This window comes from Blautia wexlerae (assembly GCF_013300825.1).
Taxonomy (GTDB): Bacteria; Bacillota; Clostridia; order Lachnospirales; family Lachnospiraceae; genus Blautia_A; species Blautia_A wexlerae_B.
Genome location: NZ_JAAIMY010000004.1, coordinates 54,471 through 80,859, shown reverse-complemented (window position 1 = coordinate 80,859; position 26,389 = coordinate 54,471). Strand labels below are relative to the sequence as shown.

Here is a 26,389-nt window from a genome sequence, read left to right as displayed (position 1 = left end):
ATAAAAATAACAGGACAGATCTTTAGATTCCTTTGATCTGCCCTGCTTATGGAGATTTATATGGCATTTAGCTTAAATGACTTAAATTATGAAAAAGACAGTAAGGAAAGAATGCCATGGGAGCATTATACTCAGGAGTTTGCAGCTGCAGATCCGAAGGAAATTGCTTCCAGACTGTCTATTCCTTACGATGAAAAAACAAAAAAACTTACTTTAACTTTTCTTGGAACACAGTATCAGATTACATGGCCGGATTTTGAAGTAACACATACGCCGGATGATAAGTGCTTTTATCCGCTGGAGAATATGATCTATGCAAGGATTCTGACCATCCGTTTTCTTTTAAATGGTCTGAAGTCTGAGAGTTCCGGAAAATTTAAAACATACCGTGAGATGCCATGGGGAGAAGTATATTTAAGACAGTTTGACGGCAGATGCATCAAACGTCTGGCATTTTCCTATGGAAATCGTCTGGGAGATTTTAAGGCGATCATGGAGCATATCAGTGCCATCCCTGTAAAGCATGGAGATATTGCCTATGAAGTAGAAATTTTTCCGGAATATAAAATACAGATGATCCTCTGGGAAGGCGATGAGGAATTTCCGCCGTCTTCACAGATTCTCTTTTCTGACAACTTCCCTGTCTCTTTCCAGGCAGAGGATATGGCAGTTATGGGAGATGTGATCATTGGTTCTCTGAAAGCATATCTGAAATGCGTTCAGAAATGACAAATGATATCAGGATTATGGAAACAGCAGAATAATCCGCAAATATCAGAGTCAAATAAGTAAATATAAACAGAAAGAGGGAGAAAAAATGGGATTTTCAACAAGTACATGTACAGAATTCGTTGAAGTTCTGGCATCTAAGGCTCCGGTTCCGGGCGGCGGCGGTGCGTCTGCATTAGTTGGTGCAGTAGGAACTGCTCTTGGAAATATGGTAGGAAGCCTTACTGTAGGAAAAAAGAAATATGCGGATGTTGAAGAAGAAATGTATGAATTAAAGGCAAAATGTGATCAGCTTCAGAAGGATTTCCTTCGTCTGATCGAACGTGATGCTGAAGTATTCGAACCATTATCCAAAGCATATGGAATGCCAAAAGAGACAGAGGAAGAAAAAGCTGAGAAAGCAAGAGTCATGGAGATCGTATTAAAAGATGCCTGCTCCGTTCCTATGGAAATCATGGAGAAATGCTGTGAAGCGATCGAGCTGATCGTAGAATTCGGCGCAAAAGGCTCCAAGCTTGCTATCAGTGATGCAGGTGTTGGTGCAGCTTTCTGTAAGGCAGCATTACAGGGTGCCAGCCTGAACGTATACATCAACACAAAATCCATGGCTGACAGAGAGTATGCAGAAGAATTAAACAGAAAAGCAGATGCGATGCTTGAAAAATATACAAAGATCGCAGATGACACATTTAACAGCGTACTTGGCAGACTGAAATAATAGTAAAATAGAAATTTCTGTATTGTTTTCCGTCTCTTTTAATAAAGTGTAACATTATTTATTGAGATGTATTTTTTTACAGAGTGCATATGATTTATGAGGCGATTATGCTGAAATCATTCAGATACAGTATAGAATAATAACGTATAATTTCGGAGGGAACGACAAATGGCTAAGCAGTTATTAGGTAAAGAAGTAACAGCAGCATTAAACGAGAAAATCAAAGCAAACGTAGCAGAGCTTCAGGGAAAAGGAGTAAATCCTACCCTTTGCATCATCCGTGTTGGTGAAAACCCAAGCGATATCTCCTATGAAAGAGGAGCAACAAAACGTTGCGAAACTTTAGGCGTTGCATGTGAAAAAATCTTACTTCCGGAAGATGTTTCCCAGGAAGAACTTCTTGCAACAATCGATAAAGTAAACAAAGATGACAGCATTCACGGCGTATTATTATTCCGTCCGCTTCCAAAACATCTGGATCAGGCAGTGATCGAGAATGCACTTGCTCCTGAAAAAGACGTTGACTGTATGACAGACCTTTCCATGTCCGGTGTATTCACAGGCAAAAAGATCGGTTTCCCGCCATGTACACCACAGGCTTGTATGGAAATTCTTGATCATTACGGAATCGACTGCACAGGCAAAAAGGCAGTAGTGATCGGAAGAAGCCTTGTTGTTGGTAAACCTGCAGCAATGATGCTGGTTAAGAAAAACGCAACTGTTACAATCTGCCATACAAGAACCGTAGATATGCCGTCTGTAGCACGTGAAGCAGATATTATTATTGTAGCAGCAGGCCGTGCAGGTGTTGTTGGTGCTGAATATGTAAAAGAAGGCCAGACAATTATCGATGTAGGTATTAACGTAAATGCAGAAGGCAAACTCTGTGGTGATGTTGACTACGCAGCAGTAGAGCCTATCGTAGATGCTATTACACCTGTACCTGGCGGTGTTGGAAGTGTTACAACTTCTGTACTGGTTGGTCATGTAGTAGAAGCTGCAATGAGAAAGGTAAACGCATAAGATGAAAAAAGTGCCGGGAAAATATTTCTGGCTGCTTATGACAATGACAGGTGCCCTGATGTTCGGGGCACCTGCTTTCGTAAGTGCCGGGCAGGATCAGACACTATCGGATAACAGTCAGGAACCGGATCATTCAGGGGAAGGACAGATATCAAAGCCTGAATATCTGGAAGAATCCTCAGATACAGTGATTTCCAATGAGGATTCCACAGATAACACCTATGGGTATTATACGATTATGGGTGGAACCACTGTAACAGCAGATGCCATGTGTTCTCTGTATAATGAGCAGGGTATTCCTTATCCGGAGGAGGCACTGGGGGCAGGTGGGGCACCGGATATTGAGACTTTCTGTAATATTATCATTGAGGAAGCCAATGCTGAAAATGTCCGTGGAGAGGTGGTATTTGCACAATCCATGCTGGAAACCGGATGGCTGTCTTATGGTGGCGATTCTGAGATTACCCAGTTTAATTTTGCAGGACTGGGAACAACCGGAAACGGAGTGAAGGGAAATTCTTTCCCTGATGTCCGTACAGGACTGCGGGCACAGGTACAGCATCTGAAGGCTTATGCATCCTCCGAAGCTTTGAATCAGGAATGCGTGGATGAGCGCTTTGACTATGTAACCAGAGAGACTGCTCCTTATGTGGAGTGGCTGGGGATCCAGGAAAACCCCTATGGCGGGGGCTGGGCAGCAGGGAAGGATTATGGCAGCAAATTAAGAAAAATACTGTCTTCTGTAAGTGAAATATGATAAAATAATGCTACGATAAAAAATAGAAACAACAGAAGAATGAGCATAAGTATGAAAAATCGGCAAAAAGAATTTCTCCTGAAAAAAGTATCTGAAAAATATGAAAATAAAACCATAAGGAGCTTATTATTTTGGAAAGAAAAACAAACGCAGACAGAAAGAATCTGCAACTATATGCTATTACAGACCGTCACTGGTTAAATGGACGCACCCTGTATTCCGTAGTAAAAGAAAGTCTGGAAGGTGGTGTAACCTTTTTACAACTTCGGGAAAAAGAACTGGATGAAGAACATTTTCTGGAGGAAGCCAGAGAACTGCAGAAGCTTTGCAGGGAATATCAGGTTCCCTTTGTGGTAAATGATAATGTGGATATTGCTGTTGCCATCAACGCAGATGGTGTTCATGTGGGACAGAGCGATATGGAAGCAGGCGATGTACGAGCCAAGCTGGGACCGGATAAGATTATCGGAGTTACAGCCAAGACAGTAAAGCAGGCAGTTCTTGCCCAGGAGCGGGGAGCCGATTACCTGGGAGTAGGAGCTGTATTTCACACAGATTCCAAGGCGGATGCCAGGGAAATATCCTTTGACACATTGAGAGATATTTGTAAGGCGGTTTCCATTCCGGTTATTGCCATTGGCGGCATCACTGAAGAAAATGTGAAAGAACTGGCAGGAACGGGTATCTGTGGAGTCGCAGTGATCAGTGCTATTTATGCCCGGAGCGATATAAAAAAGGCAGCAGAAAACTTGAAAAATGAAACCTGCAAGATGCTTGCAGCAGAGATAGCAAAAGAGAAGAATAATTAAAGGCAGGAGATTAAAATGAGAAAAACAGCTTTAACAATTGCAGGAAGTGATTCCAGTGGAGGTGCCGGTATCCAGGCAGATATTAAGACCATGATGGCAAACGGTGTCTATGCCATGAGCGCGATCACTGCACTGACAGCTCAGAATACCACAGGTGTATACGCCATTTTCAATGCAACACCTGAATTTCTGGGGCAGGAGCTGGACAGTGTTTTTACAGATATCTTTCCTGATGCAGTGAAAATCGGAATGGTATCAGACCGTGAACTGATTTCTGTAATAGCTCGAAAACTGAAAAAGTATCAGGCCCGGAATATTGTGGTAGACCCTGTTATGGTAGCAACCAGTGGGGCAAGACTGATCAGTGAGGATGCTGTTGATACTCTGAAACAGGAGCTATTTCCCCTGGCAGCGGTTCTGACTCCCAATATCCCGGAGGCAGAGGTGCTTACCGGCATGAAAATCCATAGTGGAGAAGATATGATTGAAGCAGCAAGGCAGATTGCACAGCAGTATCAGTGTGCTGTTTTATGTAAAGGCGGACATCAGCTAAATGATGCCAATGATCTGCTGTACTTTAAAGACGGCTATCGTTGGTTTGAGGGAAAACATATTGATAATCCCAATACTCATGGAACCGGTTGTACCCTTTCCTCAGCTATTGCAGCCAATCTGGCTAAGGGTTATGATCTGCCAATCTCTGTAGAACGGGCAAAAGACTATATTTCAGGTGCTCTGTCTGCCATGCTGGATCTGGGTGCCGGAAGCGGACCTATGGATCATGGCTTTGCAATTACAGGCAAATACGTACAATGATAAAGTCCTGTGGCTGATGTTTTTTCTATATTAGTAATCTCAAGATGAAACAGAAGGATAAGATTACAGGCTGGGTGTATGAAGAATACAGAAAGTATGTAACAGAACATGATAAAGCACCTGATTCTTTGGCAGATGAACAGATTGTTGAAGCTGTACTTGATAAGATAAATGAGACACAAATCTGGATACCGGGTGGAGAAATATATGATTATTATCGAGACAATGGCAAAGTTAAAAGAAGGTGCACAGAGTGGGTCTATTTAAGAAAAGCCAGCTACAAAGACATATGATAAAGAAAATAAGAAACCAGTAATCAAAGTGAGCATATGTAATGGCGAGCAAGTAGCTGGGTTTAAAGATATTCATACAGGTAAAATAGAGGAGGTTATGCTGATTAAGAACCAAGCAGACCTTGATGCATTCAAGAAAATGTATGGAATAGATGGCGAGATAGAAAAGGAATATTAAACAATGTATTTGATTAAGACGATTAAAGGTGACATAACAAAAGTTACCGATGTGCAGGCAATCGTAAATGCAGCAAACAACTCCCTTCTTGGCGGAGGAGGTGTAGATGGTGCGATTCACAGAGCAGCAGGACCGGAACTTCTGGCGGAGTGCAGGACACTTCACGGATGTGAGACAGGAGAAGCAAAGATAACAAAAGCCTATAAGCTGCCATGCGATTACGTGATTCATACTGCAGGACCGATATGGAACGGCGGCAGGAATAGAGAAGAGGAACTTCTTGCTAACTGTTATTTTAATTCTATGAAGCTGGCAATGGATAATGGAATCAGGTCTATTGCATTTCCTTCCATATCAACGGGAGTATATAGTTTTCCGGTTGAGTTGGCGGCAAAGATTGCGGTAAGTACAGTCAACAGATTCTTGCAGGATAATCTAGATTGTTTTGATCTGGTGGAGTGGGTACTTTTTGATGCTCATACTGAAGAAGTGTATAAAGCTGAGGTTGATAAGATATATTAAAAGATTAACTGATATGGATCAAACAAGAAATCAGTAGATATTTTATACTCTACGAAGCGTAGAATCCGCATATATTCACCATTCTCTACGCTACGTGGGTGTGAAGTGTCTATTTTTTATACTACACTTGGGGCAGAAAGGGAGGAAAACAATGGATCAGGTGAAAATTGGAAAGTTTATTTCTAATGAAAGAAAGGCAAAAGGGTATACACAGAAACAATTATCTGAATTGTTGGGATACTTAAAATGTCCTCACTGTAAGACAAGAACCTGGTGTAAGAAAGTCATGACCAAAGAGTGCTGATCAAATCATATAGACATGGTATGGCAACAGCAGGTTGCTTTTCAGAACATGAATTTATCTGTATGATATGGTTATGGAGGTGACGACGATGGAAACAAAAAATATTATTTTGAAACTTCGTACTGAAAGAGGAATGTCACAGGACGAGCTCGCAGATAAAATTATGGTAACAAGGCAGGCAGTATCACGTTGGGAAAATGGAGATACCGTTCCCAATACGGATACACTTAAGCTCTTATCGAAAGAATTTGATGTTTCAATCAATACGCTTTTGGGAGAACCCAGAAAGCTGATCTGTCAGTGCTGCGGGATGCCAATTGATGATGATTCCATATTGGGACGTGATAAGGATGGCACATTAAATGAGGAGTATTGTAAATGGTGCTATGCAGATGGAACATACACATATAACGATATGGATGAATTGATTGATGTATGTGTAAAGAATATGGTAAATGAAAGCTTTACCGAAGAACAGGCACGCACTTATCTGAAAGAAATGCTTCCAAAGTTAGATTACTGGAAAAGATATGATGAGCTTAGTGACAATGGGCAGTTTGAAGAGTTTAAAAAGCAATTGATAAATGAAATTAATGATCTACATATAGACGGACTTCCAAGGGTAGACAAACTAAATGCACTTGTGGGGAAATATGTGAATCTGGATTATACTCTGCCTAATGGTCAAAAAGTGAAATTCCTTGATGATCAGAAAACCTATCTGGGGAATCAACTGGAGTCTGAATTTGGAGGAGACAGGTGCTTCGGTATTCTGGCAGGTATGGATTTTATTCTAGTATGTACATATGAGAAAGCTGGTGAAAATCCAGAACTTCTGATTTATAAAAAGAGATAATATAAACAAAAAGAAAAGTCTTGACAAATAAACGACCGTTTACTATTACAAAAATGTAAACGGTCGTTTATTTTAACTTGGAGGTTATCAGCGTGAGTAATAGAAAAGAAGAAATATTGATTGTAGCACTGCATTTGTTTGCCAGAGATGGTTATGAGGCTGTCTCAGTCAGCCAGATAGCAGGAGAACTTGATATGACAAAAGGGGCATTGTACCGCCATTACAAAAGCAAAAGAGATATTTTTGACTGTATTGTGCAGCGTATGGAACAGCAAGATGGTGAACAGGCATCCGAATATGATATGCCGGAAGAGTAAAAAGAAAAAATGCCTGAACAGTATGAGAATGTGTCTCTGGATGATTTGGTGGAATACAGCAAGTCAATGTATGAATACTGGACAGAGGATGATTTTGCATCATCGTTTCGGAAGATGCTGACAATCGAGCAGTTTCACAGTAAAGAGATGCAGAATTTATATCAGCAGTATCTCGTAGCTGGACCTGCATCCTATGTGAAAGATTTATTTGATAGCATGGGATTTACAAATGCTAAGGATAAAGCTGTCAGATTCTATGCTGTCATGCATTTTTATTACAGCCTTTATGATGGAGCAGAAGATAAGGAAAATGTAAAAGATGAATTTGTATCAGCTATAAAAAGCCTAGTACAAAATTTGAAGTGAAGGAGAATCAGATCATGAAAAATAATATAGTAATCCGTTTAGAAGAAAAAAATGAATATCGAAAGGTAGAAAATCTGGTAAGGGGTTATCTTGTAAACTGGGATTATTATGCATCTTGGCATCGGTTTTGTGCATGTTAGTTGTCTGCATATGGACAATGAAATTGAATCACGATAGAGTAATTATGGTAGCAAATTGGTAATATGATTTAGCCGGAAAGGAAATACACATGAGGGTAACGGAAAAACTTGTAAAAAGTCCGGAAGAAGAAGGAGTGACCCTTGCGTACATAAGACTTACTAAGGACTTTGAAGAGATAAAAGAATATGTACAACATAAAGGGGATCAGTACAACGCTGGTGGCATGTTTGATTGTATGTATTGGGCAGGCTGTACTTGCAAAATTTGCAGAGTTTTATTTTCGCAATGCTGAGGCTTCTGGTACGCCATTTACGCATATAGGAGCCAGAGAATTGAGAAGACTTGGAATTTTGATGATCGTTATTCCAACGGGGTGTGCTGTCTTAGCGGAAATCGTACAGGGAATCATAATAGGTTTTATGAATGTGATGGCAGATAAATGGTCAGACTTAAACTTTGATAATGAGGCTTCTATCATTGTAGGCATTATGTTTATTGTTGGATCATTTATATGTGGTTATGGTGCTGAAGTGTTGGAAAGCAGGAATAAAGCACAGGAACAGTGAGTATATACTTCTGATAAGAAATTAGAAAAAGATTGACAAGTTACCATTTGGTTACTATAATATAAACTGCCAAATGGTAACCAACAAGGGGATGAAGGTAAGAATATTATAATTGGAACGAGCAGAAGAAAGTACAGGGGGAGGATTAGAAGATGAAGTGTTCAAAATGTGGTAAAGAAATGAGAAAAGGATATTTATTCAGCAGTAAGGACGGAGCTTTCAGCTTTGCAAATGAAGTACCGGGCGTTTTTGAGAATGCAAAAAATGCAGAGGGTTTTGTAGAAATAACAAAACTCAAACCAAGTCACAGGATAAGAGTAGAAGCGAACTGCTGTGAAGAATGCAGAATGATAGTGATTAATTACTAAGAGTGACAGACACCAGACACTAAGACGCAGAGCAGCAATTTTATTGCCTGCGTCTTTTGTGATTATATAGGAAAGAGGAGCAAACATGGAATCAGATATAATTAAAATCAGCCACCTGAATAAAAGCTTTGGCGAAGTTAAAGCGGTAAGTGATTTGAGCTTTAGTGTGAAAAAAGGAGAATTGTTTGCGTTTCTTGGAGTAAACGGTGCAGGGAAAAGTACAACCATTTCTATTCTCTGCGGACTGCAAAAAAAAGACAGTGGAACGGTTCAGGTAAACGGAATAGAAACTGACAAAGCCGGTGCACAGACAAAAAGGATGCTTGGTGTTGTATTTCAGGATAGCGTACTTGATAAACCGCTAACGGTGAAAGAAAACCTAATGAGCAGAGCTGCTTTGTATGGCATTACAGGAAATGCCTTTGATAAGAGATTACAGGAGCTGGTTGAGATTTTGGATTTTGCCGAGTTTTTAAACAGACCTGTAGGTAAGCTGTCGGGAGGTCAGAGAAGAAGAATTGATATTGCCCGTGCATTATTGCACAGACCGGAGATTTTGATTCTTGACGAGCCTACTACAGGGCTTGATCCGCAGACAAGGCAGTTAATCTGGAATGTTATCGAGAAACTTCAGAAAACTGAAAATATGACAGTATTTCTGACTACACACTATATGGAAGAGGCTGCTAATGCCGGGTATGTTGTAATTCTTGACAAAGGAAGTATTGCAGCGGAAGGTACACCATTTGAACTTAAAAATGATTATGTACAGGATATAGTGTCTGTTTATGGTATTTCCGAAGATGAAATAAAGTCATTGAACAGAGAATATAAAAAAATACGTGACGGATATCAGATAAAAGTAAGAAATACGAAAGAAGCTACTGAGCTTATTGTAGAGCATCAGGATTTATTCACGGATTATGAAGTAGTAAAAGGCGGTATGGATGATGTATTTCTTGCAGTCACAGGAAAAAAGCTTGGAGGTGAGCATTGATGAGAACAGTATTGGCATTAATGAACAGGAATAGAAAACTGTTTTTTAAAGATAAAGGTATGTTGTTTACATCAATGATCACACCCGTCATTCTGATTGTTCTGTATGCTACGTTTCTTGCAAAGGTTTTCAAAGATTCTTTTATAGCAGCAATTCCGGATATAATCACAATTTCGGATAAGCTCATTAATGGAACAGCAGCAGCACAGCTGACAGCATCACTTATGGCAGTGAGCTGTATCACTGTAACATTTTGTGTGAATCTGACTATGGTGCAGGACAAGGCAAATGGAACATGGAAGGATTTTAATGTTTCGCCTGTCAGCAAGGGAAAAATATATTTGGGATATTTTCTGTCAACAGTAGCTAATTCATTGATGGTCAATGCACTTGCGTTTGTATTATGTCTGGGATATCTACTTAAAATGGGATGGTATCTGAATGCAGTAGATGTATTATGGGTTTTATTTGATATGATATTGCTCGTCCTGTTTGGAAGTACGCTTTCAAGTATCATTAGCTTTCCGTTGACAACACAGGGACAGCTTTCGGCTGTAGGTACAATTGTCAGCGCAGGATATGGTTTTATATGTGGTGCTTATATGCCGATTTCAAATTTTGGATCAGGTCTTCAGAAGGCACTGTCTTATCTTCCGAGTACATATGCCACTTCGTTGATTAAGAATCATATGCTTCACGGAGTTTTCACAGAGATGGAGAGAAAACATTATCCAGATGAAATGGTTGAAGCGATAAGAGACACTCTTGATTGCAATCCGGTATTTCATGGAAATGTGGTAAGCGTAAATCAGATGATCGGCATTATGATGGGAAGTATAGCTGTATTTGGAATTATTTATTATTTTGTTACATTGTTGTCAGAAGGTGAAGGCGGGCGATAACCGTTACAAGCAGGTTTATAGATAAAGAGGTAAGATTCATGAGACAATTAGTTCTATATATTCATGGAAAAGGTGGAAATGCTATGGAAGCGGATCATTATAAAACATTATTTGCAGGACATGATGTGGTAGGACTGAATTACCATGCAGACAATCCGTGGGAGGCAATAAGTGAATTCAAAGAGTTCTTCTACGGATATAGGAAAGGGCATGATTCTATATTATTCTAATAGCGAACAGCATTGGAGCATATTGTTCAATGTGTGCTTTTAATCATGAGCAGATAGACAAAGCCTTTTTCATTTCACCAATCGTTGATATGGAAAAGCTGATTCTTGATATGATGGGATGGGCAGATATAACGGAAGAAAAGTTACGTGAAAAACAGTTGATAACCACAGGATTTGGAGAAACATTGTCCTGGGAATATTTGTGTTATGTGCGTAATCATCCGGTCAATTGGTCGGTTCCTACTTATATACTATATGGAGATAAAGATAATCTGACATCACAGGAAACTATCCATAATTTTGCCAATGATGTCAATGCAGAACTAACAATAATGCAAAACGGAGAACATTGGTTTCATACAGCAGAGCAGATGGCATTTTTAGATGACTGGATTAGAGGATTGTTGAAATGAAAAAGGCAACCAAAAGAAAAATTATTTTATCCGGAATACTTTTTCATATGATATTAGTCTTTACTGCCTGCGGATTATGTAATAAAGCTACATTTATAGGGGATGAGATATCGGATACAGATTTTTACGATATAGCTTTTGAACAGATGAACTCGACACATTCTCATAATATAGATATGGACGCCGGTGAAAGTATTAAGGTAAAGATTATCAGCAAATCCGGAAAAATTTCCGTACAAATATATAATGAAGATGATCAGCCAGTGTATAATTGGTATTTTGTCTGTTATCTTTGGATTGTATTTAAATTATTCAGCGAAACATATATCAAACTTGTTTGAAAATGTATCAGAGAATAGATTAATTCAGGATGGAATATACGGATATGTAAGAAATCCTGTATATAGCGCAGCTTTTTTTGTAAGTATGTGAACTCTGCAAAAAAGTTCAGATTATCGGTATTTCATGGGGTCTGATCCCGAGTACACATGGCATGATTAGTGACAAACTGAGAAATCAGCAACAGTCAGAGGTCTGCCCTTTGCACAGAAAGGTGTAAAAGGCAGACCTCAATATGAATGATTATTTGCTTACAATATATCAGAAACCAGTAAGTCTGAATACCATTAATTCACTTGCGGATTCATCTTCTCGTTTCTGCGTCATAAGAAGCATTGCAGAACCATCGTCTGCGACTTTCATATCTTCAAGCCAGGGATAGCTAGTTCCGAAAATATCGCTGCATTGTATTTTGCCGAGAAGAGTTCCGTCTTTTGACCAGAAGTAGAGTACTCTGGCATTTCCATCTGTTGCAATATATCCGTTTGATGTCTCTGCTACTCCGGTGATGTAGCCAAAAGAAGCAGAATCATCGGATGGATCGCGACCAAGAAGCAGCTGTTGGTTTCCATCCTGATCATAAACTGCTATTTTATATGGGGCATCATCTCCGACAAGACATCCGTATACCATAATATGTTCATTTCCGATCTCAATCAGACTGACTTGTTTAAAAATACCGGTTCGTGCTTCGTCATCATCCATTGAGGTTAAGATCCAAGGTTCTTTGAGTATGGTGCCATCCTGGAATGTTATTTTCTCCGTATCATTGCTATAGGAATAGGCCAGTCCCCACGCTCCGGACGGATGCATGGTCAGGTTGCCGCTTATGTCATGCTCTGTTGTGGTCTGTTCATCTTTTATGACGATTCCTTTTTTTGTTGAGAGAGAAACATAAAGTTTTCCATTAGTATCTGCAGATAGATCATTTCCTTTCTCATTCATTATATCAGAGGATAGAAGATTCAGGGAGTTTCCCGTATATTCATAAGTTTCCAGAGTGTTATACAGCTGATGATACATCCGGTCTCCGGACAGTGCAATCGGTGATACATGATTTCAAATCCGGCCTGGGAAACATTAAATGGAATATACTCTGGAGTGATGGTATAATCTCCAACAGTTACACTCTGCAGATTGGGTGTATATGGAGTTCCATCCCAGGGGTAAGGTGCTTCTACGTTTCCCCTGTCTTCTAATTTCAGATCCAGATTATTAAAAACATTTTTGGAAGAATCATTTTCTTCTCCGGAAAGAGTAATGTTATAAGTAATACCGGATGGTTCATGACGATAGATATAGTAAGTTCTTTTAAAGTTGTCTGTGATTCGTATATAATCTACACCACCCAAAATGGTCTTTTCAATAGCCCCATCTTTATAGTCATGAAGATCAATGTCAGAATCCAGCAGATGTTTGCGGAAAGCGTAGCTTGTTTCTTTTGTTGCTCTAATGGTAATATTGTTTTCTGAGTTGTCTTTGTCAGTTCCTTTAAATACCTTGACAGAACAGGAATGTTCGTAATCACTGATATCATCTGGATTATAACTCCAATCGTCTGGAAGGTTAAGCTTGAATAAGGCTACATCAATTGTGTTGTCATTTTCACCATAAACGGTGAAGGTGCTTCCGGCTGTCAGAAGTACAAGCCCGATCAGCAGGGGAAATATTGTCCATAATTTTTTTCTCATATACTACACCTCTTTTCTGTTATGGATTATTTTGTATTTTTATTTTCTCAGATCCTGGTGATTTTGTCACTGGCATTAGTGACAGGTAAACATAAAACGGTTTGCAATAGGGTATTTCATGGGGGGTATTTCATGGGGTCTGCCCCCAGGTATCGCACCCCTCTGTGCATGATATGGTAAATTGCTCCCGGATACCAGTCCCTTAATTTTCTTACGATCCTTCTCCCTCCATTTCGCTTTGCTATTTTTGATAATAGTATCATATATGATTATATTGAAATAAAAATCTGTCAGTCATCACAGATTTTTATTTCAATATGTTTTCCAAGGGCATTCGCATATTTCTCCAATACAACCAGCGTTGGTACCCTGCCGCCGCTCTCAAACCGGGCCATATTCGATGGTTTTATCCCTGTAATATCCGCTATTTCCTGCTGCGTCATTAACCGGGAGTGGTTGGACTTCTTGGGGCAAATGGAGCTGGAAAAAGTACCCTTATGAGAATGATATGTTGCGGCATTGAAAGGGCTTGACAAAAAGACAGCAAAAGAGCGTAGTGAAAATCTCTTAGAGCAGGTAAATCTTGAAAAAGATGCAAAAAGAAAAGTAAAAACATATTCCGGAGGAATGAAGAGAAGGCAGAAATAATGATTCATCAACCTGCAATTCATGGAAATGGTGTCAACGGACAGGTAACGGATATTAAGATTATGTCAGATCAACTTCAGAAGAGCAAACAGCGTTTAAACCGTATTCTGGCAGAAAATACTGGAAAAACAATCGAAGAAATACGCAGGGATACGGAAAGAGATAACTTTATGACAGCGACAGAAGCATTGCAGTATGGATTAATAGATCAGGTTATTAAGAAGCGATGATCATGTTAGCGAGGTTCTTTTATATTTTCTAATCATAACTGTTGACAAGTTACCTTTTGGTAACTATAATTATAGTTACCAAAAGGTAACTTGATAACAAATTTAAACCAGGAGAGATAGACATGGAAAGCAAAGAAAAGAACACAAAGGAAAAAATATTGGAAGAAGCTTTGAAGTTATTTGCACAGAGTGGATATATGGGAACATCCATGAATGATATTGCTTCAAAACTTGGAGTAACCAAGGCTGCATTGTATAAGCATTATAAAAGCAAACAGGAGATATTGGACAGTATTATTGAAAAAATGAATGCATTGGATATTGAGAGAGTAAAGCAGTATGAAATGCCGGAGGGTGATCTGGAAAAGGTTACAGCCGAGTATAAAGAAACGGCATTTGATAAGATTAAGCAGTTCACAAAGGTGCAGTTTCTTCATTGGACGGAGGAAGAATTTTCAAGCTGTTTTCGTAAGATGTTGACATTGGAACAGTATAGGGAACCACAGATGGCACAGCTATATCAGAATTATCTTGCAAGCGGACCATTAACTTATATGGAAGCTTTGTTTTCAGGAATGCTGGGCGATGAAGGAAAAGCCAGACAGACAGCACTTGATTTTTATGGTCCTATTTTTTTGCTTTACAGCATATATGATGGAGCAGAAGACAAAAGTCATGTGATAAAGTTACTGGAAGAGCATATGGATCACTTTTTACAGGAAATGCAGATAAGTTGAAAGGGTGAAGTGATTTGAACGATGAATCAGAACATCAGGAATGGATTCTTTGCCCAAAATGTGGAAATAAGACAAGATTGAAATTAAGGAAAGATACGTTATTAACAAATTTCCCTTTGTTTTGTCCAAAGTGTAAAGAAAAAAGCCTGATTGATGCAGAAAAATTTATAGTGAGATTCAAAAAAGCCAAAACGGTACGATTTTTCCCTATGTATAATGCGAAACGGCATCTTTGGATGCCGTTTTTTTGCGATCTGGCTCTGCAGATCATATGACTTTCTGTAAACAGATCTGTCTTTCGGAGAGTTTACAAGAATTAACAGGTTTTCCCTCTTGTAAAGCCTTCAATACCATCTGTTAAAGGCATACACAGCAAGAGTATAGTAATCATTTCAGATGATTTCAGATGTTTAAATTCTGGCTGTCAGGAAATAGGATCCAGAAATCTGGTTTTCTAAAATTACACGGCAAATAGACCGGCATGTTAAACTATATAAAATGCCAAAGGAGGAACTGCCCTATGAGAAGAAACCAACTTCTGGCTGGGATAATGACAGCACTGACAGCAGTGATGCCAGCTGTCAGCGTATATGTTGATACCGCAGCAGCCAGCGAAATTCTTACTTCAAATGAAACTGTGCAAACTGAAACCAATATTGACAAAACTACAGCATTACAAAATTCCGTAAAATTGATAGACATGCTCTCCACGGAAGCTTCTGGTAAAAACATTATGTTCAGCCCGACAAGCTTGAATTTTGCACTCGGCATGATTGCAGAAGGTGCGAAAGGAGAGACAAAAGAAGTTCTGAGTGCTTATCTGGGAACCAGTGATTTTGCCTCCTATGCAAAGGAGTATCTGGACAAGATTCAGGCATACAATACTGAAGATGAGAGTTACGGATATCAGTCAAAAGTAAAGATAGCAGATGCGGTCTGGATGGATGATGGGTTAACACTTCAGGAGAAATTCAAGAATACGGTATCGAATAGTTTTGGGGCAGAAGTGAAGGCTGTAGATTTTTCTGCCACGGAGGAAACATGTGATATCATCAATTCCTGGTGTGACAAAAATACAGAAGGGCTGATCCCGAAGATCATTACTCCGGATCTGATCAATGACAATACGGGACTGTGCCTGACCAATTCCCTGTATTTTGAATCCGGATGGAGCGGGGAACCTTGGAATGTTTCTGATACAGAAGAAAATTTTGGAAAAATAGAAAAGACAAAATATATGACCTGTACAGGAAACCAGTATTATGAAAATGACAAGTCTACTGCTTTTGGCAGGGATTATGCCAACGGGTTAAGTTTCATAGGGATCCTGCCATATGATGAAGGTGATTTCACTCTGGAGGATCTGGATATTAGCGGACTCCTGAAATCCAATCCAGAATATGATGCAGTTGACTGCAAGATGCCAAAACTTAACTTTGAAACGAGCACCGTTCTGAACGATATGCTCTCAAATCTGGGGCTGGACAATATATTTTCCAGCAATGCTGATTTCTCCGGTATTGCAGACCAAAACGTAAATGTGGATACTATACTACAGAAAACAAAACTGGAGCTGGATGAAAACGGCACGAAGGCAGCTGCAGTGACGGCAGTTACCATGGAGTGTATGTCTGCTGCAGTGGAAGATGAACCGATTATCAAAACCGTGGAGCTTACCCGCCCATTTGCATTTCTGATTTATGACAGAAATAATGATGAAGTCCTGTTCATTGGCAAGGTCATGTCAGTTTCCTGATAAGCCTATACCCACAAAAAACAAAACAGACCGGCCATCTGCCGGGGCAACGCCATGGGTAACACAAACCTGTGGCGTTTTTTTATGCCCTGCCGGGGGCACGCAAAACTGTATGAAAACGGGTGGGAAATCCCCTTATTTTTCGCCTGTGGGCGGCGCAAATGAAGCCGCCCATATTCTTTCCCTCATGGGAGGCCGGGCGGCGATACAGGGGCGAAAACCCAACGGCCAGCTCGGCGCCATCGAGTACACCATCCTGGAGCAGCCCAGACCGCCGGAACCAAAACCGGAAGAACCTGAACAGGAAAACCCCGCACAATTAAATACTAATAGATCAAGTAAAGAAAAAACAAAAAAAAGATCTATCAAGTACGGAAGGATCAAATCCTGTCCAATCAATCCCCCCACCCCCCAGGGCTCGGACCGGAAGGGACGGGACCGGATGCGGGAGCGGGAGAGCTATCGATGGCATGGCGGCGGGTCCATACAAATTCAATGTCGGCGGTCTCCGCGGTGCAGCCGAAGGAGGACACCAGAAGCTTCCCATCCGTCTTGTCTGGATTGCAGATATAAGTCGATGGCCGCTTTCAGCGTTGACTTAATAGGATGCGTCTTTGTAATTGCCATATCTGCTCCAATCTCTCCCGTATCTCCTCCATATCGGCCTGATAAGCAGGGCCCCCGGCGTTCATCCTATTGGCGATCTGGCTGATGTTCCGGCCGATGGAGCCCAGGGCCTTTGTCATCTCCTTAATGTCGGTGGTGTCCACCTGGATGATGTATCCGTCAATCGCCATTTTCCGCAGGTATGCCTCATACCGCTTTGTGGGGAGCTGGGCCATCTTCTCGTCGATGAGCCGCTTCTCCTCCTCCGTCACCCAGAACTTCATCTGGATGTTCCGTTTCCGATTTGCCATTCCGCTTCGCCTCCGTTTCTCATAAGGATCTGGAACTATCCCAGCAAGCAATTTTTGTGTTTAGGGGCAGGGGTCCCCCTAAACACAAAATCCGCCAGTGGGTACTCGCTGGCTGTGCTTGCTACCGTAACCCTTCCCTCGTTTTCCCCTCTACTAATACTACAATTCGGAGGCTTGAAAATGGCAAAGAGGTGAATTGAATTTTGATGCAAAAGAAGATATAATTAGTTACAACAAACTCGGAGACCAAGTGGACTTAGGAGAAATACAATGTTCGATATTTCTGGGAGGTGTACTTTCAGGAGTTGTTGAACCGATTGGAGCAGTAATGACGATTCTTGTCGCACAGCTGGTAATCTCGGCATTACCATATTTACTCAGCTTTGCAGCAGGAGCTATGTTATATGTCGTGGTTGAAGAACTAATTCCGGAAATGTCTCAGGGACAGCACTCGAATATCGGTACGCTTTTCTTTGCACTTGGATTTAGTTTGATGATGATCTTGGATGTGGCACTGGGGTAAGAGGAGAGGAATGATTCTTATGAGAATATTAATTTATGGTGCTGGTGTGATTGGATCCTTGTATGCGGCTTTATTTGCAGAAGCCGGTTATGATACAAATATTTATGCCAGAGGTAAAAGGCTTGAGGCTTTAAGAAATAATGGATTGCAATATAAGAAAAATCAGGAAGTAATAAAGGCAGAGATTAGGATTCTTGGAGAACTACCAAACGATGATATTTATGATTTTGTCTTGCTTACTGTCCGGGAAAACCAGCTGTATGAAGCACTAACTGAATTGAAAAATAATAAAAGTAATACGATTGTTACAATGATAAATTCACTGGACAGTTACAATAAATGGGAAGACATTGTCGGAAAAGGAAGAATATTACCGGCTTTTCCAGGAGCAGGCGGAAGTATAAATGATGATGGTATCCTTGATGCAGCACTTACTCCAAGGTTGATTCAGCCGACAACATTTGCAGAAATATCAGGAAATAAATCCGAAAGAACTAAGCAGTTTTCAGAGATATTGAGGCATGCTCATATACCATACCAGAAAGTAACGGATATGCATCTATGGCAGCTTTGTCATCTTGCTATGGTGGTACCAATTGCGGATGCGTATTATGAATCAGACAATCCGGAGAAAGTAGAAAAAGAATGGAAAATCATGAGGAAAACAGCAGAAAGACTGAAAAGAAATTTTAATTTTTTGCGAAAACAAAAGGGTAAACTGTCACCATGGAAAATGAATATTTTTCGCTTTTTACCCTTGCCATTTTTAGCGATTATGCTGGCAGTTACATTTGGAAGCAGTTTTGGAGATAAATTTATGTATCAACATGCTATGAAGGCACCAGATGAAATGAGGGAATTGCATAAGCAGTTTTATGCTTATATGAAAAGAATGAAGAAATGCGGATGCATTGTGTTGTGAGAAAACCTATGGGAAAGGCGATAGGAAATGAAAGATAAGTATCTTAGGGAAACACGAATGGTTGATTTTTCTAATCCGGCAATTCAAAAACTTATTCAAACTATGAAATGGAAGGAAATGGGTGAATTTGAAAGGATTAAGGCAATCTACAACTATGTAAGAGATGATATTTTATTTGGATATAATATTGATGACGGAATTTCAGCTTCAAAAGTACTTGCAGACGGTTATGGACAATGTAATACAAAAGGAACTTTATTTATGGCACTTTTACGTGCCTGCAATATTCCATGCAGAGTACATGGTTTTACGATTGATAAAAAATTGCAGAAAGGGACTATGACCGGGTTTGTTTACCGTAATGCTCCAAAAAGTATTTTCCATAGCTGGGTAGAAATTAATTTCGAAAATCAGTGGTACGAACTGGAAGCTTTCATTTTGGATAAAACCTACATAAAGAAGTTACAGGAACAAAATTCGGAATGTACAGGTGCATTTTGCGGTTATGGAGTAGCAGTCAAGGATTTCAGAAATCTCATTATTGAATTTGATAGGAACAATACTTATATTCAAAGCGAGGGAATCAATCAGGATTTTGGTGTTTATGATTGTCCAGATGAACTGTTGAAGGAACATCATCAAGAAATTTCAGCCTTTAAAGCATTTGCTTATAGACATATTGGAAGACACCTCATGAATCGTAATGTCAGGAAGATTAGAGAACGATAGTTTTAAGCTTTTAGAATTAAAATTAAATTTGGAGGGTAATATGGCAGACAAAATACAAAATGCTTATGAAACATCAAAAAATATATATGACGATGTTCTTACGCAAAGAAATATTTTCAGCAAACTGTATATTAAGTTATTTTGGAGTGGCACTGATGATAATGATATAGCACGAAAAGTTTTATCATATGTTCCTGATGACTTTTCAGGAAATCTTCTTGATGTTCCGGTTGGAACTGCTGTATTTACGGAAAACAAATGGAGTTCTCTGAAAAATGCACATATTACTTGTATTGATTACAGCATGGATATGCTTGAACAAGCCGGAAAAAGACTTGGTAGTCATGCATTTCCTGACAAGCAAAAAGCATTTCATGAAATATGGCGTGTTTTGAAACCAGGCGGCAATTTTATTGCCTGCTTTTATATCAGGGGAAAATCGAAACGGACAGATTGGCTGGTAAAAAATATTCTTGCAAAGAAAGGGTGGTTTTCTCCACCATTTCAGACGGAGAAAGAGCTGAGAGATATCCTTCAAAAACTATATAAAGAAACGGATATCCATGTTGACGGTTCTATGGTATATTTCCGTTGTGTGAAGTAATGCAATGATGCTGGATTTATAATAAAGTTTCAGATGATAAGTCTGGAACTTTATTTTTTGTCCAAATGGATTGCCAAGGTCCATTCGGGTATGGATAAAGCTTAATTCTCATGGTAAGATATAAAAAGTTAGAAATGACTAACGAAGAAAATATAGCTATATGAAGGGAATGAGAAGAAATTTGAATGTGAATGAAATTGCAAGCCTTGGAAGTAATGTGAAACCTGTGATTCAGAATGAGAATTGTTCGATTCTTATGCTGAATGATGCGACAGGAGAAGGAGTGATGACGATTTACCGAGTACTGCCCGGAGTGATGATTTGCTTTTCAGACATGCATATGGAACAGTGTGTATCTGAATTTGAATTGAAGAATGACAGAAAAATATTCTGTATTGACCACTGCCGGTAGGGAAGAATTGAGATGGAGGTAAAGCCTGGTGTGTTCAGTATTATGCAGGAAAAGGAACTTCGTTTGGATAACAGAGAAAATCATAAAGGGACAACTTATTATCCTCTGAAGCATTATCATGGAGTCAGTATTTTCATGGAAGTTGTGGAAGTTCAGAAGGCACTTGATGAATTGTTTCAGGGATTCTCCGTATCCATTGAGAATCTTCGAAGCCGGTATTGTGCCGAGGAGAAACCTTATGTAATTCGGGGAAATAAGGAACTTGAGTCGATTCTTTCCGGATTTTACCAGAAAAACATGGCACATTCGGAACTTGCAAAAGCAAAAGAATATTATCAGATAAAAGTCGTGGAATTATTGTTGTACTTAAACACGATGACCGTAGAAGACAGGAAAGAAGTCAGACCATATTATTACAGAACTCAGATGGAAAAAATCAAAGAGATTCATGCGCAGATCACAGGGAATCCTCAGACACGGTTTACCATCGAAGAACTTTCCTCTATGTATGAGATTCCACTGACAACTATGAAAAAATGCTTCAAAGATGTTTATGGAGATTCTATTTATTCTTATCAGAAGAGGTACCGCATGAATCTGGCTGCAAATATGCTGTTACAGGATAAAGAGAAAGAAGTACAGGAGATCGCCGCAAGTGTAGGATATGAAAATCCGGGAAAATTTTCATCTGCATTTCGAAGTGTGATGGGGCTGTCCCCGGCAGAGTACCGATTCAGAAAGGAAACCTTTGATGGAAAATAAAAAAGTATCAGAAAAAAAGGACAGCTGGCTGAAAGTGTTGCTGAGCTATACCGAAGGAAGCGGGCAAAGGCTTGGAATATCCGTTATTTTATCTGTTATCAGTATTATCAGTGGACTTATGCCATATTATTGCATTTACCGTGGAATCAATTTGTATATAAGAAATCTGAATCAGGCTCCTATGCAGGAAATTTTAAGATGGTGTCTGTATGCCTTACTCTTTTATATTATAAAAATCGTAAGCTTTTCCGCATCCACATGGATATCACATATAGCAGCCTATCACATATTGGAGGGTTTAAGGCTCCGCCTGACAGACCGGTTTCTGAAAGCACCATTAGGAGATGTGGAAGGGCACAGTATTGGTGAAATCAAGAGCATTATGGTAGAAAAAATCGAAAATATGGAACCACCCATTGCTCATATGATTCCGGAAGGAAGCGGACATCTCCTGCTTCCGGTAATCGCTGGACTGGAGAATTGCACTGGCTTCTCTTGTAACCGTTCCATTGTCCTTGGTATTTATGACACTTACCATGATTATCAGCGGAAAAAGTTTCACTCAGTACGACGAATCCAATGCACATATGAACAGTACTATTGTGGAATACATAGAGGGCATAGAGGTTATTAAGGCATTTGGCAGGGCAGGAACCTCTTATGAGAAATATGCAAAAGCAATTCTGGATTATAAGAAATTTGTTGTGAAATGGCTGTCTTCCACCTGGATCACCATGAAAATGACATTCGCCCTGTTTCCATCGACACTGCTTGGAACTTTGCCTGTGGGACTGTATCTGACGATGCATGGTCAGTTGATCATATCACAGCTTGTGCTGGCAGTCATGCTGTCCATGTCCATGGTGACATCTTTTGCAAAAATAGAGGTATTCTCTGAAAATCTTCGTGAAATGCAATATAACATCGAAAGCATACAGGATTTTCTTACGATGAAAGAATTGCCGGAGCCTTCTGTATATGCAAATATCAACAGCTATGATGTGAAACTGGAAAATGTGCATTTCTCTTATACCGGTGAGGAAAAGGACGAGGTGCTGCATGGAATTGACCTGACAATGCCGGCAGGAAGTTTTACTGCATTGGTCGGACCGAGCGGGGGAGGTAAATCTACAGTAGCAAGGTTGATTTCAAGATTCTGGGATGTGACATCCGGCGGCATTACCATAGGCGGTGTAAATATTAGGGAAATGCCATTGTCACAGCTTTCAGAAATGATCAGTTTTGTGACACAGGATAATTTCCTGTTCCGGTGTTCTATCATGGAAAATATACGTCTCGGCAATTCGGCTGCATCGGATGAAGAGGTACGGGAAGCAGCAAGAAAGGCATGCTGCCAGGAGTTTATAGAGAAGCTGCCGCAGGGCTATGATACCCCGGCAGGGGAAGCAGGAAAACGGTTATCCGGTGGAGAAAAGCAGAGGATTGCCATTGCCCGAATGATATTAAAAAATGCACCAATCATCATTCTTGACGAAGCAACTGCATTTACGGATCCGGAAAATGAGAACAAGATCCAGAAGAGTATAGAAGAACTGACAAAAGGCAAGACATTGCTGGTCATTGCACACAGACTTTCCACAATCACAGATGCAGACAAAATCGTTGTTTTGAAAAATGGCTGTATAGAAGGGGCGGGAACCCAGGAAGAGCTACTTCAGAATTGTCAGCTTTATCAGCGAATGTGGCAGGCTCATGTGGGAGCAAGACACTGGGCAGTGGGAAGTCAGAAAGAAGGTGAAGACTCATGTTTGGCACTGTAAAAAGAATCATTGACTGGTGTGGCAGTTTTAAAAAGAATCTGTATATCGGTTTTGTTTTTTCCTTTTTTTCAGGCTGGTTTGCGGCAATGCCGGTCATATGGGCGGCATATACGATCGGAAAGCTTGTAGAATGCGAGGGGCAGGGAAAAACTATTTCAGCGGATTGGATTGGGAAAAGTATCGTAATTCAGCTGCTTTTCATCTTTCTGCGTTTTCTGTTTGATTATTTAAGGGCAAGATTTCAGGAGTCGATCAGTTATGAATTGATTGCCAGAGACAGACTGGCAGTGGGAGATGCGCTGAAGCGTGTATCTTTAGGATATTTTCAGAACATGAATACAGGTACGATTCTTAATTCCATCACGACAGGCCTTCATACACTGGAAGGAATGGGAATCCGTATGATTGATAACTTTGTAGGAGGTTATCTGAATTTTATCTGCATCCTTTTGTGGCTCACCTGTGTGAACTGGAGAGTAGGGCTGATTGCAGTAACGGGTGCCGCTGTTTCCCTGATATTCCTGTTCATCATTTCAAAATACAGTACAAGAAATGCACCAATCCTTGCTGCGGCAAACAAGGAGCTGACCGGAGCAACCCTGGAATACGCGAGAGGACTTTCTGTAGTGAAATCCTTTGGAAAAGCAGGCGCTTCTATGGAGTCAATGAAAAAAGCATGCAGGGACAGCCGTGACATTAATCTGAAAATAGAATGGGGATATATTCCTTATAATGCACTGCATCTGCTGGCGTTAAAAACAGCAAGTGTGTGTATCGTAATTGCTGCGTTTTATCTGGGATTTTCCGGACAGTTGGATTTTACTTATATGATGTTTGTGATTCTGCTGTCATTTCATGTGTTTGGTTCTTTGGAGCCGATTGCAGACTGTGCTCATGTACTGGCTGTCATTGATGACGCCCTGGAGCATTTGGATGAATTGACAAAAGAGTCCTTCATTGATGCAGATGGACAGCAGATAGAGATTGCACACTATGATATCGAATTTCAGAATGTAGATTTTTCTTACGGGGAAGGGAAGGAAAAAAGACATGTGCTCCATAATGTGAATCTGAAAATTCCGGAGTATTCAGTTACAGCAATCGTGGGTCCTTCCGGAAGCGGAAAATCTACGATCTGCAATCTGATTGCCCGGTTTTATGATGCAGACAGTGGAAGTGTTCGTGTGGGAGGACATGATGTGAAAGAATTTACTTGTGACAGTCTGTTATCCAACATTTCCATGGTATTTCAGAATGTATATTTGTTTCATGATACAGTGAGGAATAATATTTGCTTTGGAAAACCGGATGCAACAGAAGCGGAAATGGTAGAAGCGGCAAAGAAAGCATGCTGCCATGATTTTATTATGGCATTACCGGAAGGCTACGATACTGTCATCGAAGGGGGTGGGAGCCTGTCCGGTGGAGAAAAACAGCGCATTTCCATCGCAAGAGCGATTCTAAAAGATGCACCGATTATTATACTTGACGAAGCGACAGCCAGTGTAGATCCGGAAAATGAACATTTGATCCAGGCAGCTATATCGGAACTTACAAAAGGAAAAACCATAGTAACAATCGCACACAGACTGGCGACAATTGAGCAGGCAGATCAGATTCTGGTGGTGGATGATGGGCAGATTATTCAGAGGGGAACCCACAAAGAGCTTGTGGCTGTTCCTGGAAAATATAAGGATTTTGTAGATATCAGAAGTCAGTCGGAAGGCTGGAAAATCGGCTAAGGAGGAACGAAAGACATGGAAGAATCAAGAAAATTATCAGGAAAGGATCTTATTACAATAGGAATCTTCTCTGCAATTTATTTTATGCTCAATCTAGCAGCTATGTTTACTGGATTTGTGCCAGTGTTGTGGCTGCTGTTACCGGGCGTGACAGGAATTGTGACCGGAATCCCATTCCTGCTTATGACAGCTAAAGTGAGAAAACCAGGGGCAGTATTTATTATGGGAACAATTACTGCATTGCTTTATTTCGTGACTGGTCAGTTTACAGTATTGTTACTGATTACATTTGCTATTGCATGTATATTGTCGGAACTGTACAGGTCTGTGACAAAGTATGATAACAGTTTTACACATATGATGATATCGTTTGTGTTTTTCTGTTATGGAATGCTTGGCTCTCCACTGGCAATATGGGTGTATAAAGACAGTTTTTTGGCGCAGATTCAGCAAAATGGAATGTCTGCAGAATATGTCTGGTCTTTATCGGGATTGATTTCTACGCCAATGCTGATTATACTTTGTATCTCTCCAGTCATAGGAGGCGTGATTGGAGCGTTGATTGCTAAAGGTTTATTCCGTAAGCATTTTAAGAAAGCAGGGATTGTCTGATGAATAAGATAACAGTCATCAATCATCTTGATCCAAGAGCTGGGCTGTGGCTGCTTTTAATGGCAAATATTGGTATGTTCTGTCAGAAAAATTCTGAGCAGGGGAGTATGCTTTCAGGCATATTTCTCCTGCTTATGCTGGTGCATGGACTATATAAGGCGGCAGGTAAAGGTATCGTTTTACTTGTTTCTTTCCACCTTTTACTAATGTATGTATTTCCGCAGTGCCCCGCATGGATGAATATGGTGTTTCCAGTTTTAGTTAATTATTCATTGCGTATGCTGCCGTGTGTTTTGGCAGGTTTGTTGCTGCTTCGAACATCGTCCATGCAGAAAATGATCGCTGCCATGTATACACTGCATCTACCACAAGGATTTATCATAGCAATGTCTACGACACTTCGATATTTTCCAGCTTTGAAAGAGGAGTTCGTACATATAAATGCTGCTATGAAACTTCAGAATATCTCATGGGCATCCCGCTTGGAGTGTACGGTAGTTCCATTGATCGTGTCTGCAGTCAATACATCGGATGAAATAGCAGCGGCGGCAGTGGCAAGAGGAATCGAGAACCCAGGAAAAAAGACTAGTGAAATAACACTTCACATGGGAATTTCAGACTGGTTGATAATGATTTTGGTAACATTTGGAATACTTATAGTGGTGATTGCGGGATAAAA

Annotated in this window: 34 protein-coding genes and 6 pseudogenes; 35 read left to right on the top strand and 5 right to left on the bottom strand. The window is 40.2% G+C overall.

All coding sequences use genetic code 11. The annotated features are described in order from the left end of the window. The first annotated feature begins 60 nt into the window (after positions 1 to 60). From G4417_RS03700 to G4417_RS03615, 19 genes and pseudogenes are all read left to right on the top strand, one after another. Entirely contained in the window at positions 61 to 729 is a 669-nt protein-coding gene (locus G4417_RS03700; RefSeq protein WP_173682669.1) for a DUF3786 domain-containing protein, read from the top strand. An 88-nt stretch (positions 730 to 817) separates the two neighbouring features. Continuing rightward, entirely contained in the window at positions 818 to 1,447 is a 630-nt protein-coding gene (locus G4417_RS03695) for a cyclodeaminase/cyclohydrolase family protein (RefSeq protein ID WP_019161830.1), read from the top strand. A 168-nt stretch (positions 1,448 to 1,615) separates the two neighbouring features. Then, positions 1,616 to 2,470 (top strand): bifunctional 5,10-methylenetetrahydrofolate dehydrogenase/5,10-methenyltetrahydrofolate cyclohydrolase, encoded by an 855-nt coding sequence (locus G4417_RS03690; RefSeq protein WP_008703871.1) that lies wholly within the window; start codon positions 1,616 to 1,618, stop codon positions 2,468 to 2,470. Between the two features lies 1 nt (position 2,471). Further along, on the top strand, positions 2,472 to 3,227 hold the full coding sequence (locus G4417_RS03685) for a glucosaminidase domain-containing protein (RefSeq protein ID WP_173682668.1): 756 nt from the start codon (positions 2,472 to 2,474) through the stop codon (positions 3,225 to 3,227). A gap of 131 nt (positions 3,228 to 3,358) precedes the next feature. Next, entirely contained in the window at positions 3,359 to 4,036 is a 678-nt protein-coding gene (gene thiE / locus G4417_RS03680; RefSeq protein ID WP_173682667.1) for a thiamine phosphate synthase, read from the top strand. 15 nt (positions 4,037 to 4,051) lie between these two features. Further along, on the top strand, positions 4,052 to 4,852 hold the full coding sequence (gene thiD, locus G4417_RS03675) for a bifunctional hydroxymethylpyrimidine kinase/phosphomethylpyrimidine kinase (protein ID WP_173682666.1): 801 nt from the start codon (positions 4,052 to 4,054) through the stop codon (positions 4,850 to 4,852). Between the two features lie 253 nt (positions 4,853 to 5,105). Next, positions 5,106 to 5,323 (top strand): annotated as a pseudogene (locus tag G4417_RS03665) (aspartate dehydrogenase). 3 nt (positions 5,324 to 5,326) lie between these two features. Next, positions 5,327 to 5,845, top strand: a complete 519-nt coding sequence (locus tag G4417_RS03660) for an O-acetyl-ADP-ribose deacetylase (protein WP_173682665.1) — start codon at positions 5,327 to 5,329, stop codon at positions 5,843 to 5,845. 151 nt (positions 5,846 to 5,996) lie between these two features. Further along, positions 5,997 to 6,149: a helix-turn-helix domain-containing protein gene (locus G4417_RS16900; protein WP_243268939.1), complete on the top strand. Its 153-nt coding sequence runs from the start codon at positions 5,997 to 5,999 to the stop codon at positions 6,147 to 6,149. 88 nt (positions 6,150 to 6,237) lie between these two features. Next, positions 6,238 to 7,005, top strand: a complete 768-nt coding sequence (locus G4417_RS03650; protein ID WP_173682664.1) for a zinc ribbon domain-containing protein — start codon at positions 6,238 to 6,240, stop codon at positions 7,003 to 7,005. Positions 7,006 to 7,097: 92 nt separating this feature from the next. Beyond that, positions 7,098 to 7,322 carry a helix-turn-helix domain-containing protein gene (locus G4417_RS16895; protein ID WP_330598126.1) on the top strand — a complete coding sequence of 75 codons (225 nt, stop codon included), beginning with the start codon at positions 7,098 to 7,100 and terminating at the stop codon, positions 7,320 to 7,322. A gap of 9 nt (positions 7,323 to 7,331) precedes the next feature. Beyond that, on the top strand, positions 7,332 to 7,688 hold the full coding sequence (locus tag G4417_RS16890) for a hypothetical protein (RefSeq protein WP_243872064.1): 357 nt from the start codon (positions 7,332 to 7,334) through the stop codon (positions 7,686 to 7,688). Positions 7,689 to 8,014: 326 nt separating this feature from the next. Continuing rightward, complete coding sequence (locus G4417_RS03640) at positions 8,015 to 8,395, top strand: hypothetical protein (protein WP_173682663.1); 381 nt, start codon at positions 8,015 to 8,017, stop codon at positions 8,393 to 8,395. A 152-nt stretch (positions 8,396 to 8,547) separates the two neighbouring features. After that, positions 8,548 to 8,763 (top strand): PF20097 family protein, encoded by a 216-nt coding sequence (locus tag G4417_RS03635; RefSeq protein ID WP_173682662.1) that lies wholly within the window; start codon positions 8,548 to 8,550, stop codon positions 8,761 to 8,763. An 85-nt stretch (positions 8,764 to 8,848) separates the two neighbouring features. Next, the gene (locus G4417_RS03630; RefSeq protein WP_173682661.1) at positions 8,849 to 9,760 is read left to right on the top strand and encodes an ABC transporter ATP-binding protein; all 912 of its coding nucleotides are present in this window, start codon (positions 8,849 to 8,851) and stop codon (positions 9,758 to 9,760) included. Then, complete coding sequence (locus G4417_RS03625; RefSeq protein ID WP_173682660.1) at positions 9,760 to 10,662, top strand: ABC transporter permease; 903 nt, start codon at positions 9,760 to 9,762, stop codon at positions 10,660 to 10,662. Before G4417_RS03630 ends, G4417_RS03625 begins: the two co-directional genes overlap by 1 nt. A 38-nt stretch (positions 10,663 to 10,700) precedes the next feature. Beyond that, the gene (locus G4417_RS17265) at positions 10,701 to 10,892 is read left to right on the top strand and encodes a hypothetical protein (protein ID WP_330598125.1); all 192 of its coding nucleotides are present in this window, start codon (positions 10,701 to 10,703) and stop codon (positions 10,890 to 10,892) included. Between the two features lie 89 nt (positions 10,893 to 10,981). Further along, positions 10,982 to 11,305 carry an alpha/beta hydrolase gene (locus G4417_RS17260; RefSeq protein WP_330598124.1) on the top strand — a complete coding sequence of 108 codons (324 nt, stop codon included), beginning with the start codon at positions 10,982 to 10,984 and terminating at the stop codon, positions 11,303 to 11,305. Continuing rightward, positions 11,302 to 11,646: a hypothetical protein gene (locus tag G4417_RS03615; RefSeq protein WP_173682659.1), complete on the top strand. Its 345-nt coding sequence runs from the start codon at positions 11,302 to 11,304 to the stop codon at positions 11,644 to 11,646. Before G4417_RS17260 ends, G4417_RS03615 begins: the two co-directional genes overlap by 4 nt. Before the next feature lie 259 nt (positions 11,647 to 11,905). Here G4417_RS03615 and G4417_RS03610 read toward each other — a convergent pair whose 3' ends face one another. The 3 genes from G4417_RS03610 to G4417_RS03600 form a co-directional block, all read right to left on the bottom strand. Continuing rightward, complete coding sequence (locus G4417_RS03610; RefSeq protein WP_173717663.1) at positions 11,906 to 12,589, bottom strand: hypothetical protein; 684 nt, start codon at positions 12,587 to 12,589, stop codon at positions 11,906 to 11,908. 20 nt (positions 12,590 to 12,609) lie between these two features. After that, complete coding sequence (locus G4417_RS03605; RefSeq protein ID WP_173682657.1) at positions 12,610 to 13,335, bottom strand: hypothetical protein; 726 nt, start codon at positions 13,333 to 13,335, stop codon at positions 12,610 to 12,612. A 290-nt stretch (positions 13,336 to 13,625) separates the two neighbouring features. After that, complete coding sequence (locus G4417_RS03600; protein ID WP_173682656.1) at positions 13,626 to 13,778, bottom strand: helix-turn-helix domain-containing protein; 153 nt, start codon at positions 13,776 to 13,778, stop codon at positions 13,626 to 13,628. A 3-nt stretch (positions 13,779 to 13,781) separates the two neighbouring features. On the opposite strand from G4417_RS03600, the pseudogene G4417_RS17465 reads away from it, so the two are divergent. The 5 genes and pseudogenes from G4417_RS17465 to G4417_RS03575 all read left to right on the top strand — a co-directional run. Continuing rightward, positions 13,782 to 13,974, top strand: a pseudogene (locus G4417_RS17465) (ATP-binding cassette domain-containing protein); the annotation flags it as partial. Continuing rightward, positions 13,974 to 14,213: pseudogene (locus G4417_RS03590) on the top strand (ATP-dependent Clp protease proteolytic subunit); the annotation flags it as partial. The pseudogenes G4417_RS17465 and G4417_RS03590, both read left to right, overlap by 1 nt. A 122-nt stretch (positions 14,214 to 14,335) precedes the next feature. After that, positions 14,336 to 14,950, top strand: a complete 615-nt coding sequence (locus G4417_RS03585; RefSeq protein WP_173682654.1) for a TetR/AcrR family transcriptional regulator — start codon at positions 14,336 to 14,338, stop codon at positions 14,948 to 14,950. 14 nt (positions 14,951 to 14,964) lie between these two features. Beyond that, a pseudogene (locus tag G4417_RS16885) lies at positions 14,965 to 15,135 on the top strand (cysteine-rich KTR domain-containing protein); the annotation flags it as partial. Between the two features lie 335 nt (positions 15,136 to 15,470). Further along, positions 15,471 to 16,706 (top strand): serpin family protein, encoded by a 1,236-nt coding sequence (locus tag G4417_RS03575; protein ID WP_173682652.1) that lies wholly within the window; start codon positions 15,471 to 15,473, stop codon positions 16,704 to 16,706. Positions 16,707 to 17,167: 461 nt separating this feature from the next. On the opposite strand, the pseudogene G4417_RS03570 reads toward G4417_RS03575, so the two are convergent. Then, positions 17,168 to 17,333 (bottom strand): annotated as a pseudogene (locus G4417_RS03570) (endonuclease); the annotation flags it as partial. Further along, positions 17,294 to 17,623 carry a plasmid mobilization protein gene (locus G4417_RS03565; RefSeq protein ID WP_173682651.1) on the bottom strand — a complete coding sequence of 110 codons (330 nt, stop codon included), beginning with the start codon at positions 17,621 to 17,623 and terminating at the stop codon, positions 17,294 to 17,296. The pseudogene G4417_RS03570 and the gene G4417_RS03565, both read right to left, overlap by 40 nt. A 280-nt stretch (positions 17,624 to 17,903) precedes the next feature. On the opposite strand from G4417_RS03565, the pseudogene G4417_RS03560 reads away from it, so the two are divergent. The 11 genes and pseudogenes from G4417_RS03560 to G4417_RS03515 all read left to right on the top strand — a co-directional run. Beyond that, a pseudogene (locus G4417_RS03560) lies at positions 17,904 to 18,146 on the top strand (ZIP family metal transporter); the annotation flags it as partial. A gap of 19 nt (positions 18,147 to 18,165) precedes the next feature. Continuing rightward, positions 18,166 to 19,068 carry a ketopantoate reductase family protein gene (locus G4417_RS03555; protein WP_173682708.1) on the top strand — a complete coding sequence of 301 codons (903 nt, stop codon included), beginning with the start codon at positions 18,166 to 18,168 and terminating at the stop codon, positions 19,066 to 19,068. Positions 19,069 to 19,095: 27 nt separating this feature from the next. Further along, entirely contained in the window at positions 19,096 to 19,797 is a 702-nt protein-coding gene (locus G4417_RS03550; protein ID WP_173682650.1) for a transglutaminase-like domain-containing protein, read from the top strand. Next, positions 19,772 to 20,401, top strand: coding sequence for a class I SAM-dependent methyltransferase (locus tag G4417_RS16880; protein WP_243872063.1), 630 nt, complete (start codon positions 19,772 to 19,774; stop codon positions 20,399 to 20,401). The genes G4417_RS03550 and G4417_RS16880 overlap by 26 nt, the downstream gene beginning before the upstream one ends. Before the next feature lie 169 nt (positions 20,402 to 20,570). Beyond that, complete coding sequence (locus G4417_RS03540; RefSeq protein ID WP_173717662.1) at positions 20,571 to 20,813, top strand: hypothetical protein; 243 nt, start codon at positions 20,571 to 20,573, stop codon at positions 20,811 to 20,813. Positions 20,814 to 20,825: 12 nt separating this feature from the next. After that, positions 20,826 to 21,575, top strand: a complete 750-nt coding sequence (locus G4417_RS03535; protein ID WP_173682648.1) for a helix-turn-helix domain-containing protein — start codon at positions 20,826 to 20,828, stop codon at positions 21,573 to 21,575. Further along, the gene (locus G4417_RS17250; RefSeq protein WP_330598119.1) at positions 21,565 to 22,209 is read left to right on the top strand and encodes an ABC transporter transmembrane domain-containing protein; all 645 of its coding nucleotides are present in this window, start codon (positions 21,565 to 21,567) and stop codon (positions 22,207 to 22,209) included. Before G4417_RS03535 ends, G4417_RS17250 begins: the two co-directional genes overlap by 11 nt. Continuing rightward, positions 22,100 to 23,356 (top strand): ABC transporter ATP-binding protein, encoded by a 1,257-nt coding sequence (locus tag G4417_RS03530; protein ID WP_330598137.1) that lies wholly within the window; start codon positions 22,100 to 22,102, stop codon positions 23,354 to 23,356. Before G4417_RS17250 ends, G4417_RS03530 begins: the two co-directional genes overlap by 110 nt. Next, a complete protein-coding gene (locus G4417_RS03525; protein ID WP_173682647.1) occupies positions 23,341 to 25,098 on the top strand; it encodes an ABC transporter ATP-binding protein in 1,758 nt (585 codons plus the stop codon). The genes G4417_RS03530 and G4417_RS03525 overlap by 16 nt, the downstream gene beginning before the upstream one ends. Positions 25,099 to 25,113: 15 nt before the next feature. Then, a complete protein-coding gene (locus tag G4417_RS03520; protein ID WP_173682646.1) occupies positions 25,114 to 25,710 on the top strand; it encodes an MptD family putative ECF transporter S component in 597 nt (198 codons plus the stop codon). After that, positions 25,710 to 26,387: an energy-coupling factor transporter transmembrane component T gene (locus G4417_RS03515; protein ID WP_173682645.1), complete on the top strand. Its 678-nt coding sequence runs from the start codon at positions 25,710 to 25,712 to the stop codon at positions 26,385 to 26,387. The genes G4417_RS03520 and G4417_RS03515 overlap by 1 nt, the downstream gene beginning before the upstream one ends. The last annotated feature ends 2 nt before the right edge of the window (positions 26,388 to 26,389 follow it).